The sequence below is a fragment of the Arthrobacter sp. Leaf337 genome, assembly GCF_001423745.1.
In the GTDB taxonomy this organism is placed as follows: Bacteria; Actinomycetota; Actinomycetes; order Actinomycetales; family Micrococcaceae; genus Arthrobacter.
In genome coordinates this window covers 660281-671565 of record NZ_LMPC01000001.1, presented here as the reverse complement: position 1 = coordinate 671565, position 11285 = coordinate 660281, and the positions used below count along the sequence as shown (strand labels likewise).

Below are 11285 nucleotides of genomic sequence, written 5' to 3'. Positions count from 1 at the left end.
TGAAGTGGTCCCCGATAGTTGGACTGGCTAAATGGGATTCTAGGCCGCACGGGTCTGGGCACGGTATTGCACCGGACTCAGACCCTTGAGCTTTGTAGAGATTCTTTCGTTGTTGTACCAGTGGATGTACTCGTTCACTGCTGTTGCCAGGGCGTCGGTGCTGATGAACCGGACGTGGTGGAAGAGTTCTTCTTTGAGGTGGCCGAAGAAGTTCTCCATGACGGCGTTGTCGTAGCAGTTGCCCTTGCGGGACATTGACTGGGCAGCGCCTGCACCCGCCAGGAGGGTCCGCCATGAGACGTGCTGGTATTGGACGCCCTGGTCTGAATGCACCAGCGGCTGCTGGCCCGGTTCAAGACAGGCGAGGGCACTGCGGAGCGAACTGTTGGTCAGTTCCAGGTTCGGCGAGCTGCCAACGGAATAGGAGATGATCTGCCGGTCGAAGAGGTCCATGACCGGGGAGAGGTAGAGCTTCCGGTCCCCGACGCTGAATTCGGTCACGTCGGTCACCCACTTCTGGTTCGGGGCATCGGCCTCGAACTGTCGATCCAGCAGGTTCGGGGCAATCCTGCCCTGTGCGCCCGGGTAAGAGTTGTAGCGCTTCCTGCGCCGGACCTTGCAGAACAGCTGAAGTGAGCGCATCAGTTTCAGCACGGTCTTCTTCGCGACCGTCCACCCTTGCTTGACTAGCTCCGCGTGGACCCGCCGGTGCCCGTACCGGCCATGGTTCGTTCCAAAGATCTCCGTAACCGCCGCTTTGAGCTTCTCTTTCGGGTCCGGCCCCTGGAGACGGGCCTGGTGATAGAAGAACGTTGACCGGGCCAGCCCGGCGACGTCCAACAGGACCGGGAGAGGGTAGCCAGCCTTGAGGGAAACGACGGCCTGGACCTTCACCGTCGTCCCTGATCCCTCAAGGCCCGCAGTTTTCCCAGATACGCCACCTCCGCGCGGAGCCGCTCGTTCTCCCGGCGCAACCGTTCCAGCTCGGTTAACTCAGCCGGTGGAGGGGGAGCTGCGGACTTCGCGGGCCTGCCTTTGGTCTTGGGACGCAAGGCCTCCGCACCATCACGGCGATACGCCCGGACCCACTTTTGCAGCAACTGACGCGAGGACAAGCCGGCCTCCACCGCCAGGTCCGGGCCGGTCTCACCCGCGAGGAACCGTTCGACCAACGCCAGCTTGAACTCAAACGAGTACGACTTTGCCGGTTTGCTCACCAGCACTCCTTGCCCATGAATCCTCCACCGCCCATACAGTGCCCTTACCGGCACAGAAGGCGCATCCAGCAACCGGGCCGCCGCCCGATACCCAACGCCCTTCTCAAACCACGCTACCGCCGCCACACGCTGGACCTCAGACAAAGAACTATATGCACGCATAAAAACTGCTCCCCGGAAGTCGGAACTGAATTTCTCAGTCCAACTTCCGGGAAGCAGTTCATACACGCTGGACCTCAGACAAAGAACTATATGCACGCATAAAAACTGCTCCCCGGAAGTCGGAACTGAATTTCTCAGTCCAACTTCCGGGAAGCAGTTCAGAAAGTGAGAGAGCGTCTGTAGTTTTCCTGCGAAAAGTGAGAGAGGGTGCCTACTTGGCCTTGCCGAGGAAGCTCTGGAGCCGCGCCACACCGGTGGCCAGGTCGTCGTCACCAAGGGCGTAGGAGAGGCGCAGGAAGCCCGAGGGGCCGAAAGCCTCGCCCGGCACGACCGCAACCTCAACCTCGTCCAGGATGAGCGCAGCGAGCTCGGCGGAAGTCTGCGGGCGGGCGGTCCCGTTCGCCGTCTCGAATTCCTTGCCCAGCAGACCGCGGACGTCCGCGTAGACGTAAAAGGCGCCCTTCGGCGTCGGGCATTCCACCCCGTCAATGGCGTTCAGGCCGGCGACAATCGCCTTCCGGCGGCGGTCGAAGGCCACCTTCATCTCGTCCACCGCGGTGAGCGGGCCGGAGACGGCCGCAAGTGCAGCAACCTGCGGGATGTTGGACACGTTTGAGGTGGCGTGCGACTGCAGGTTGGTGGCCGCCTTGATGACGTCCGCCGGGCCGATCATCCAGCCCACGCGCCAGCCGGTCATGGCGTAGGTCTTGGCCACCCCGTTCAGGATGACCACCTTGTCGCCGAGTTCCGGAACGGCCGTGGCAATGGACGTGAAGGGAACGCCGTCGTAGGTGAGGTGTTCGTAGATTTCGTCGGTGACCACCCACAGCCCCTTGGAGGCTGCCCACAATCCGATTTCGCGGACCTGCTCAGGCGGGTACACCGAACCGGTGGGGTTGGACGGCGAGACGAACAGCAGGATCTTGGTGCGCTCGGTCAGGGCGGCTTCGAGCTGCTCCACGGTGACGAGGTAGTCCTGTTCCGGGCCCGCGAAGACCTCCACGGGCACGCCGCCGGCCAGCCGGATGGCTTCCGGGTACGTGGTCCAGAACGGCGTGGGAACAATGACCTCATCGCCCGGATCGACCAGCGTGGCGAAGGTGTTGTACACGGCCTGCTTGCCGCCGTTGGTGACCAGGACCTGTGACGCCTCGGCCTTGTAGCCGGAATCCCGCAGCGTCTTGTCCGCAATGGCCTGCTTGAGCTCCGGGAGCCCGCCGGCGGGGGAGTAACGGTGGTACTTGGGCTGGCTGGCGGCCTCAATTGCGGCCTGAACGATGTAACCGGGTGTCGGGAAGTCGGGTTCCCCGGCGCCGAAGCCGATGACCGGCCGTCCGGCTGCCTTGAGTGCCTTGGCCTTGGCATCAACGGCCAGGGTGGCGGATTCGGCGATAGCGGAAATGCGTTGGGAAACGCGGGCGGCAGGCATGGCGGGGTCCATTCTTCGCTTGCAGCTCGATGGCTGGATGTGGGATTCGACGAGATCTACTCTATGCTGTTCAGCGGATCGTTCAGCGTGACGGCCAGGAATGTGACCGTGTCCCGGTCGGCAGGCCCTGGCAGCCGCGAAGAGGGTCCGAAATGAGGCTGGTTCGACGTAAGCGCAGTTGTTGCGTAGACTAGTTCTCCGGTGTTGAAAACACGATGATGGCCTGCGCCCCGTGAAGTTTGCGGGAAGTATGGTGTGATTGGTTTTCGATCCATAGGGTAGTGGCGCAATTGGTAGCGCAGCGGTCTCCAAAACCGCAGGTTGCAGGTTCGAGTCCTGTCTGCCCTGCGCAAGCGGTTCCGGCGGTTAGCCGGAACCAGCGCAGCAACCATGGTTCAGTTCAGAGCCGGGTATCCGACTTTGCGAGGATGAGTGAGGACCAGGTGACCGAAACAGCTGCAAGCAGCTCCAAGGGCCGCCCCGCCAAGAATGCCGCCAAGGCCGGCTTCTTCGCTCGCATCGCACTCTTCGTCCGCCAGGTCATCGGCGAACTGAAGAAGGTCGTAGCACCCACCCGCAAGGAACTGATCAATTACACGCTCGTGGTGCTGGTGTTCGTGATCATCATGATGCTCATTGTTACCGTCCTGGACTTGGCTTTCGGGACCGGAGTGAGCTGGGTCTTCGGCGGCACAGGCCCCGCGGACCGCTAAGGCGATCCGTCCGCAGACTGCGTGGAATGCTCCGGGAATCCGGAAGCATTCACGGGGTGTGCGGAATTGAGCCATTTAAATAGGCATGTTAGGCAATGAGGAAGCAGGAGACCAAGTGTCTGAGCAGGAGCTCGAGGTAACTGAGACTGAGCTGGATGGGTCCACGGACAGCACAACAGACGCCGCGGCGGTAGCCGGGGAAGAGTCAGAGGTTGAGTCTGCTGCGCCCGATTCCGCAGACGATTCCTCTGAGGCCGACGCTGACGACGCCGAAGCAGACGAAGACTCTGACGAAGCCGGCTCCGAGGACGATGAGGCCGACGCCCTGGCCGCCGCGGCCGCCAAGGCTGAGGTTGATCCCGCCGAGGAATTCAAGGCCAAGCTGCGCCGCCAGGAAGGCGACTGGTACGTCATCCACTCCTACGCGGGTTACGAAAACCGCGTCAAGGCCAATCTTGAGACCCGCATCCAGACCCTGGACATGGAAGATTACATCTTCGAAATCCAGGTCCCGATGGAAGAAGTCGTTGAGATCAAAAACGCTCAGCGCAAGGTCATCAACCGCGTCCGCATCCCGGGCTACGTGCTGGTCCGCATGGACCTGACTGACGCCTCCTGGGGTGCCGTCCGGCACACCCCCGGCGTCACCGGCTTCGTGGGCAACGCCCACAACCCGGTCCCGCTGCGGCTCGATGAGGTCTTCTCCATGCTCGCCCCCGTCTTCGAAGAAGAGCAGGCCGAGAAGGGCAAGCCGATCAAGCACGCCGCCACTCCCGTGGACGTCGACTTCGAAGTCGGCGAGTCCGTCATCGTCAAGGAAGGTCCCTTCGAGACCCTCCCCGCCACGATCTCCGAGATCAAGATCGATTCGCAGACCCTCGTGGTGCTGGTCTCCATCTTCGAACGCGAGACCCCGGTCACCCTGGCGTTCAACCAGGTCACCAAGATCTAGCAACACCCCACCAGAATTCGCTCAGGGCTGCCCGCTTAGCAGCCGTGAGCGGCCGGTCGCCTCGCCATGGCGGCCACCAACCTGAGGCACGCTCCTGTGTCCCAGGACGAAATTGAGAGAAGGACCCTACATTGGCTCCCAAGAAGAAGGTCACCGGCCTCATCAAGCTGCAGATCCAGGCAGGTGCCGCTAACCCGGCCCCGCCGATCGGTCCTGCGCTTGGCCAGCACGGTGTCAACATCATGGAATTCTGCAAGGCGTACAACGCTGCGACGGAAGCCCAGCGCGGCAACGTTATTCCTGTTGAAATCACGGTCTACGAAGACCGCTCGTTCACGTTCATCACCAAGACCCCGCCGGCTGCAGAGCTCATCAAAAAGGCTGCAGGCGTCGCCAAGGGTTCAGCTACCCCGCACACCGTCAAGGTTGCCAAGCTGACCCAGGCCCAGGTCAACGAGATCGCTTCCACCAAGATGGAAGACCTCAACGCCACCAGCCTCGAAGGCGCAGCGAAGATCATCGCCGGCACCGCCCGCTCCATGGGTATCACCGTCGAGGGTTAATTCCCCACCGCTGATGCGGCGTCGGCATTCGGACACGTAAGAAACCGATGACGACGGCGGACAGCACCGCCGGGCAACCGGCACCACCTAAACATTGAAATGTTGGACATCCGGTCCGGACAAGACCGTTCGGGATTCCAACTGTGGCAGGGCCCAGCGCGGTCCGCAGACCACAACTGCACAAGGAGAATAAGCAGCATGGCAAAGCGCAGCAAAGCATATGAGGCAGCCGCCGCCAAGATCGACGCGGAGAAGTTCTACGCGCCGTTCGAGGCAGTGACGCTCGCCAAGGACACCAACCCGTCCAAGTTCGACGCCACCGTAGAGGTCGCTTTCCGCCTGGGCGTAGACCCTCGCAAGGCTGACCAGATGGTCCGCGGCACGGTCAACCTGCCCCACGGCACCGGTAAGGTTGCCCGCGTCCTCGTCTTCGCAACGGGCGACAAGGCAGAGGCAGCAATCGCTGCCGGCGCCGACTTCGTTGGTTCCGATGACCTGATCGAAAAGATCGCAGCCGGCTGGACCGACTTCGACGCCGCCGTCGCCACCCCTGACCTCATGGGCAAGGTTGGCCGCCTTGGTAAGGTCCTGGGTCCTCGTAACCTGATGCCGAACCCGAAGACCGGCACCGTGACCCCCGACGTCACCAAGGCTGTCAACGACATCAAGGGCGGCAAGATCGACTTCCGCGTCGACAAGCACTCCAACCTGCACTTCATCATCGGCAAGGTTTCCTTCGACGCCATCAAGCTGGCCGAGAACTACGCAGCAGCACTGGAAGAGGTCCTTCGCCTGAAGCCGTCCGCTTCCAAGGGCCGCTACATCCAGAAGGCCACCGTGGCTACCACGTTCGGCCCGGGCATCTCCGTTGACCCCAACGTCACCAAGGTCCTGACCGAGGTCTAATCCTCAGCAGTTCCGCATGAAAGACCGTCCCGCAGTTGCGGGGCGGTCTTTCTGCGTCTCCACCTCTTTTCGCTCGGCGGAACCTCCGTTGGCTGAGAGGCCGCCCCCGGTTAGGCTGTCCCCGTGAATGCAGCGCCGTACTCGCCGTCCTGATGTCCCGTATGAGCACGGATACGCCAGTGGGCGCCCTCAACTACGACGAGGAAACCTGGGACGTGACCCGCGTCCGCCACGTGGAGACCACGTGGAAGAAGGCCGGCCTGAGCTCCTTGGTGGCAAGTGCCCGGCATCTGGGAACGGGAGAGCTGGCCGCTTACACAGTCCTCCAAGTGTCGGACGGGAAGCCGTGGCTGGCCAACCAGGACGATACCCTCGTGGCCGGCCACCACCGCGGGCACCGCCTGGGAATGCTGGTCAAGATCCTCAACATCCGGCGGCTGCTCGCCGGCTATCCCCAGGTGGAGCGAACTGTCACGTTCAACGCCGCGGAAAACGATCACATGCTGTCCATCAATGTAGTGCTCGGCTTCCGGCCCGCGGGGTACGACGGCGAATGGCAGAAGACGCTGTGACCGGCCTGCCGATCACCGCCGTCGCCGACGGCATGGAACGCCAGCGAAAACCGGCATATGCTGGCGATTAATATTTCGCTTGGATTCAAGCCCGCCGGCTTTGAAGGTGAGTGGCAGAAACGACTGGAATGACGCCCTCTATGGTTAAAGACGTACGGATCGAACAACTCTGGATTCCCGATTCCCTCGACGGGCCCGACAGCGACGATTTCCTGGCCGCCGTCGAAGTGAGCCGGAAGGTGCGGATGCAGACATGGGGGAGTGACGATCTGGCCTACACCCCGCTGGAAAAGCTCCTGGAACTTGCCGACCCGTATGAACGCCAGATCATCCTCGTTGCCAGGGTGGACGGCGAAATTGTGGGCACGGCAGACATCGCCCTGCCTCTGGCCGATAACCTGGACCTCGCGGAATTCACGCTGGACATCCTGCCCGAGTTCCAGCGCCAGGGAGTGGGACGCCAGTTGCTGGAAGCGGCAGAGCAGTTTGCCCGAGCCGAAGGCCGGACGTCGATCCTGATCGACACCAACCATCCTGGCGTCTCGTTGAACAGCGCGGTCGATGACCAGTTGGTCCCGGGCTCCGGCCTGGGCTTCGTTCCGATGGGAAGCCGGGAAGTGGAGTTTGCCCGCAAGACCGGCTACACCCTGCAGCACATCGAGCAGTTCAGCTCGTGCCTGCTGCCGCTTGACACCAAGCTGGTCGCGGAGCTGGCGGACGAAGCGGAGCAGGCCAATGCGGGCCGCTACCGGCTGCATCACTGGACGGACCGGTGCCCGGACCAGTGGCTGGAGGGGGTGGCCGCCCTCGAAAACCAGGCAGGCGAGGACACTGAACCGTCGTCAAGGACCGAAGAGCAGATGGTGTTCGACGGCGCCATGATCAGGAAGGCGGAAGAAGCCACCATTGCGCAGGGCCGGCGCACGGTGGTCACCGCCGTCGAACATATCGCCACCGGGATGCTGGTGGGGCTGACCACCATCAGCGTTCTTTCCCAGCGGCAGGACGTCGTGTTCCAGGACGACACGGTGGTGATGCAGGAACACCGGGGCAACAAGCTGGGCCTGCTGATCAAGGTGGCAAACATGGAACGGCTCACCGAGCAGTTCCCCGATGCCAGGGTTATCTACACCTGGAACGCTCCGGAGAACCGATACCTGCTCAAGGTCAACCAGCAGCTGGGGTTCACAACGGCAGGAGTCACGGGGATCTGGCAGAAGGACCTCCCGGACCTCGGGCCCAGCAGCAGCTGAGCTGCCCGATTTGGAGTACGGGCCGCCTTGCCCGTAAGCTTGAACTACCAAAGACCGTCGGTTGTTGGAAATCCACTCTCCTGAGCATCGCTCAATTCTGCAGTTGTGTGCGGGAGAGCCAGTGGGTTTCCGGACGAAGGACCCTGAACATAGGGCGGCCGGCGCAGGTGAACGAAGCAAGGCTCCGCGGTTTGAACTGTGTTGAGCCAAGCCCCGTGCATCTGCGCGGGGCGTTTTTTAGTTTTAGCTCACCTTGAGCGGGGACCCGGAATACCGGCACTATCCCCGGAAGGAGGGTTATGGCAACGCCTGCAAAGGTTTCAGCAGTAGCTGAGATCACAAACGATTTCAAGGAATCGAACGCCGCTGTCCTGACCGAATACCGTGGGCTCACTGTTGCACAGCTCAAGCAGCTGCGTGTTTCTCTCGGCCAGGACACCAAGTTCTCGGTCGTCAAGAACACCCTGACCGCCATTGCAGCCAAGGAAGCTGGTGTCGAAGCATTCGACGGCCAGCTCGCCGGCCCCACTGCAATCGCGTTCATCAAGGGTGACGCAGTTGCGGCTGCCAAGAGCCTGACGGATTTTGCCAAGACCAACAAGCAGCTGGTTATCAAGACCGGTTACTTCGAGGGCAAGGCACTGAACGCCAGCGAAGTTGCTGCCCTGGCAGCACTCGAGTCCCGCGAGCTGCAGCTCGCCAAGGTTGCAGGCATCCTCAAGGCTCCTGCTGCCGCTGCTGCACGCATCATCGACGCCCTGCGCCTCAAGCTTGAAGAAGAGAACGGTGCACCGGCAGCTGCCGAAGCGCCCGCCGCTGAAGAAGCACCGGCCGCAGAAGCAGCAGAGACCGAAGCTCCGGCCGAAGCCGCAGCCACCGAAGAGAACTAACTCTCTTTTAGACCAGACTCCGGTGCGAGGACAACGGCCCAGGCCGCCAAGCACCACCTATAGGAAGGACGCCACACCATGGCGAAGCTCACCAACGAAGAGCTCATTGAAGCTTTCAAGGAACTGACCATCATCGAGCTCTCCGAGTTCGTCAAGCTCTTCGAAGAGACCTTCGAAGTTACCGCTGCTGCTGTTGCCGTTGCTGGCCCCGCTGCCGGTGCTGCTGAAGAAGCTGAAGAGAAGACTGAATTCGACGTCGTTCTCGAATCTGCTGGCGACAAGAAGATCGCAGTGATCAAGGAAGTTCGCGCAATCACTTCCCTGGGCCTCAAGGAAGCTAAGGACGTTGTTGACAGCGCTCCGAAGGCCGTCCTCGAAGGCGTCACCAAGGAAGCTGCCGAGAAGGCCAAGGAGCAGCTCGAAGCTGCCGGCGCCACCGTTACCCTCAAGTAACTCACGCTGCTTCACGGAAACCCCGTCCACTCCGGTGGGCGGGGTTTTCTGCGTCCGGGGCCGCACTAACAGCCCCCACGAACAGCCCCTACGAACGGCCCGCACCAACAACCGGTGAAGTTCAAAAACAGACACCAACGACGCCGACGCTGCCGGCAACAAGATCGGCATCGCCCAGGCCTCCGCCCTCATCAAGGCTATGCGGGCTGAATGCGGCGCAGCGAACACGCGCACCCTTGACGCGGCGCTGTTCAGTCTGAGCGACTGGCGGCTGGTGGTCAACGGCCAACCGTTGACGGTCATTCCCTCAGTGGTGCGAATCCTCAGCAACACACCTAGGCAGGGTCGCTGATGTCCGCGACCACGGCGCCCAGCGCCGTGGTCAGGGCGTCGGCATCCACGAAGGCGCTGTAGCCGTGCTGCCCGGCCCCCATGGAAATCCTCCGCCCCGCGATTGTCGCGTCCGCGTAGACGGGCCACGCCCTGGTGCTCCCCAGCGGGGTGATGGTGCCGCGTTCATAGCCGGTGGCTTCCAGCGCGACATCCGCCGGCGGGAGCGAGAGCTTGTTGACGCCCACCAGCCCCCTCAGTTTGGGCCAGGAGATCTGCCGGTCGCCGGGTACCAGGGCAAACAGGAAACTGCCGTCCTTGTGCTTGACCACCAGGGACTTCACAATGTCCGCTGGCGTAATGCCCAGGATGCCAGCGGCCTCCTCAAGGCTCTTCGCTGCGAGCCGCTCCACTATTTCGACGTCGAGCCCGCGCGCAGCGGCGTCGCGCAGGAAGCGCTCCCTGCCGACGCCGCTGTCAGCGTTGCCCGCCGCGTCCGCGGAAGAGGCCACGTTCAGTCCCGGTACAGCAGGAGGGCTTCGCCCTGCCCGCCGCCGCCGCACAGGGATACGGCGGCCTTTCCCGTGCCGCGGCGTTTCAGTTCATGGGCGGCATGCCCGGCCAAGCGCGCACCGGACGCTCCAATCGGGTGGCCCAGGGCGATGGCGCCGCCGTGGATGTTGCACTTCTCCAGCGGGTACTTGAGGTCCTTGAGGGACTGGACTGCCACCGAACCGAAGGCTTCGTTGATCTCAATGAAGTCGAGGTCCTCGGTGGTCCACCCCGCCCGGTCGAGGGCATTCCTGATCGCATTGGAAGGCTGCGAATGCAGCGAGTTGTCCGGCCCCGCGACCTGGCCCGGCTTGCCGACAACCGCCAGGTAGTCCAGGCCGTGGTCTTCCGCGAATTTCCGCGTGGTCAGCACCAGTGCCGAAGCCCCGTCGGAGAGGGGAGAAGAGTTGCCGGCCGTGATGGTGCCGTCGCTGACGAAGGCCGCGCGCAAACCGGCCAGCGACTCGACCGTCGTGTTGGGGCGCACGCCTTCGTCTTCTGAGACGACAATGGGATCGCCCTTGCGCTGCTTGACGCTGATGGGAGCGATCTCGTCGTCGAAGACGCCGTTCTTGGCCGCCAGCGCGGCACGCTGGTGCGACTGGGCCGCCACGTTGTCCTGGGACGCCCGGTCGATGCCGAGGACCAGGTTCTTGCTTTCGGTGGACAGTCCCATGGACTGTCCGTCGAAGGCATCCGTCAGGCCGTCATGCGCTGCCACGTCCAGTGCCTGGACGGTCCCGTAGGTCCAGCCCTGCCGGGAACCCGGCAGGATGTGCGGGGCCCGGGTCATTGATTCCTGCCCGCCGGCGACGACGACGGCGGCATCACCGCTGCGGATCATGCGGGCGGCGTCGATGACGGCCGTCAGGCCGGAAAGGCACACCTTATTAATGGTGACAGTGGGGACATTCCAGCCGATGCCGGCGCCGATGGCGCTCTGCCGTGCCGGGTTCTGGCCGGCTCCTGCCTGCAGCACCTGGCCCATGATGACCGCATCCACCTTGTCGGCGCCGACGCCGCTTGCGGCGAGGGCCGCCTTGATGGCATGCGCCCCGAGTTCCACCGCCGTGAAGCTGGCCAACTGGCCGTTGAGGCGGCCCTGCGGCGTACGTGCCGCAGCGAGGATGACAACATCGTTGTTGTCTGGGGAGTTGCTCATGGTTATCTCTTCCGATCTGTGACGATGTAGGCCAAGGCTATCGTGAGCCGGATCACCTATCCATTAAACGCCTTCGGTGCGGGGTCCATTCCACCCCTCATGGGGACTGCTGCCCATCCGGCCGACGTGCG

General features: G+C 62.8%; 13 protein-coding genes and 1 tRNA gene. 9 read left to right on the top strand and 5 right to left on the bottom strand.

The window, feature by feature from the left end; all coding sequences use genetic code 11:
• Nucleotides 1-39: 39 nt before the first annotated feature.
• The 3 genes from ASF98_RS24495 to ASF98_RS03045 all read right to left on the bottom strand — a co-directional run bounded on the left by ASF98_RS24495 (nucleotide 40) and on the right by ASF98_RS03045 (nucleotide 2808).
• On the bottom strand, nucleotides 40-894 hold the full coding sequence (locus tag ASF98_RS24495) for an IS3 family transposase (RefSeq protein ID WP_055797177.1): 855 nt from the start codon (nucleotides 892-894) through the stop codon (nucleotides 40-42).
• Nucleotides 891-1217 carry a helix-turn-helix domain-containing protein gene (locus ASF98_RS24490; protein WP_200939284.1) on the bottom strand — a complete coding sequence of 109 codons (327 nt, stop codon included), beginning with the start codon at nucleotides 1215-1217 and terminating at the stop codon, nucleotides 891-893. The genes ASF98_RS24495 and ASF98_RS24490 overlap by 4 nt, the downstream gene beginning before the upstream one ends.
• A 373-nt stretch (nucleotides 1218-1590) precedes the next feature.
• A complete protein-coding gene (locus ASF98_RS03045) occupies nucleotides 1591-2808 on the bottom strand; it encodes a pyridoxal phosphate-dependent aminotransferase (RefSeq protein WP_055797173.1) in 1218 nt (405 codons plus the stop codon).
• 275 nt (nucleotides 2809-3083) lie between these two features.
• Here ASF98_RS03045 and ASF98_RS03040 point away from each other — a divergent pair.
• The 9 genes from ASF98_RS03040 to rplL all read left to right on the top strand — a co-directional run bounded on the left by ASF98_RS03040 (nucleotide 3084) and on the right by rplL (nucleotide 9110).
• Nucleotides 3084-3156, top strand: a tRNA-Trp gene (locus ASF98_RS03040).
• An 80-nt stretch (nucleotides 3157-3236) separates the two neighbouring features.
• Nucleotides 3237-3521 carry a preprotein translocase subunit SecE gene (gene secE / locus ASF98_RS03035; RefSeq protein WP_028269597.1) on the top strand — a complete coding sequence of 95 codons (285 nt, stop codon included), beginning with the start codon at nucleotides 3237-3239 and terminating at the stop codon, nucleotides 3519-3521.
• Nucleotides 3522-3636: 115 nt separating this feature from the next.
• Nucleotides 3637-4473: a transcription termination/antitermination protein NusG gene (gene nusG / locus ASF98_RS03030; RefSeq protein ID WP_055797165.1), complete on the top strand. Its 837-nt coding sequence runs from the start codon at nucleotides 3637-3639 to the stop codon at nucleotides 4471-4473.
• 131 nt (nucleotides 4474-4604) lie between these two features.
• Nucleotides 4605-5036: a 50S ribosomal protein L11 gene (rplK, locus tag ASF98_RS03025; RefSeq protein ID WP_003803853.1), complete on the top strand. Its 432-nt coding sequence runs from the start codon at nucleotides 4605-4607 to the stop codon at nucleotides 5034-5036.
• A gap of 198 nt (nucleotides 5037-5234) precedes the next feature.
• The gene (rplA, locus tag ASF98_RS03020; RefSeq protein WP_011692825.1) at nucleotides 5235-5942 is read left to right on the top strand and encodes a 50S ribosomal protein L1; all 708 of its coding nucleotides are present in this window, start codon (nucleotides 5235-5237) and stop codon (nucleotides 5940-5942) included.
• Between the two features lie 161 nt (nucleotides 5943-6103).
• Nucleotides 6104-6514, top strand: a complete 411-nt coding sequence (locus ASF98_RS03015) for a hypothetical protein (protein ID WP_235505581.1) — start codon at nucleotides 6104-6106, stop codon at nucleotides 6512-6514.
• Nucleotides 6515-6654: 140 nt separating this feature from the next.
• A complete protein-coding gene (locus ASF98_RS03010; protein ID WP_055797162.1) occupies nucleotides 6655-7767 on the top strand; it encodes a GNAT family N-acetyltransferase in 1113 nt (370 codons plus the stop codon).
• A gap of 299 nt (nucleotides 7768-8066) precedes the next feature.
• Entirely contained in the window at nucleotides 8067-8657 is a 591-nt protein-coding gene (gene rplJ, locus ASF98_RS03005; RefSeq protein ID WP_028269591.1) for a 50S ribosomal protein L10, read from the top strand.
• A gap of 78 nt (nucleotides 8658-8735) precedes the next feature.
• Complete coding sequence (rplL, locus tag ASF98_RS03000) at nucleotides 8736-9110, top strand: 50S ribosomal protein L7/L12 (protein ID WP_028269590.1); 375 nt, start codon at nucleotides 8736-8738, stop codon at nucleotides 9108-9110.
• Between the two features lie 335 nt (nucleotides 9111-9445).
• Here rplL and ASF98_RS02995 read toward each other — a convergent pair whose 3' ends face one another.
• Together ASF98_RS02995 and ASF98_RS02990 are read right to left on the bottom strand one after the other, a co-directional pair.
• Nucleotides 9446-9952: an aminoacyl-tRNA deacylase gene (locus ASF98_RS02995; RefSeq protein WP_055797159.1), complete on the bottom strand. Its 507-nt coding sequence runs from the start codon at nucleotides 9950-9952 to the stop codon at nucleotides 9446-9448.
• 2 nt (nucleotides 9953-9954) lie between these two features.
• Entirely contained in the window at nucleotides 9955-11154 is a 1200-nt protein-coding gene (locus ASF98_RS02990; RefSeq protein ID WP_055797156.1) for an acetyl-CoA C-acetyltransferase, read from the bottom strand.
• Nucleotides 11155-11285: the final 131 nt, after the last annotated feature.

Bases quoted from the DNA above. Each gene is read 5' to 3' on its own strand.
- ASF98_RS03045 (WP_055797173.1), bottom strand. From the start codon at position 2,808: ATGCCTGCCGCCCGCGTTTCCCAACGCATTTCCGCTATCGCCGAATCC.
- secE (WP_028269597.1), top strand. From the start codon at position 3,237: ATGAGTGAGGACCAGGTGACCGAAACAGCTGCAAGCAGCTCCAAGGGC.
- rplA (WP_011692825.1), top strand. From the start codon at position 5,235: ATGGCAAAGCGCAGCAAAGCATATGAGGCAGCCGCCGCCAAGATCGAC.
- ASF98_RS03015 (WP_235505581.1), top strand. From the start codon at position 6,104: ATGAGCACGGATACGCCAGTGGGCGCCCTCAACTACGACGAGGAAACC.
- ASF98_RS03010 (WP_055797162.1), top strand. From the start codon at position 6,655: ATGGTTAAAGACGTACGGATCGAACAACTCTGGATTCCCGATTCCCTC.
- rplJ (WP_028269591.1), top strand. From the start codon at position 8,067: ATGGCAACGCCTGCAAAGGTTTCAGCAGTAGCTGAGATCACAAACGAT.
- rplL (WP_028269590.1), top strand. From the start codon at position 8,736: ATGGCGAAGCTCACCAACGAAGAGCTCATTGAAGCTTTCAAGGAACTG.
- ASF98_RS02990 (WP_055797156.1), bottom strand. From the start codon at position 11,154: ATGAGCAACTCCCCAGACAACAACGATGTTGTCATCCTCGCTGCGGCA.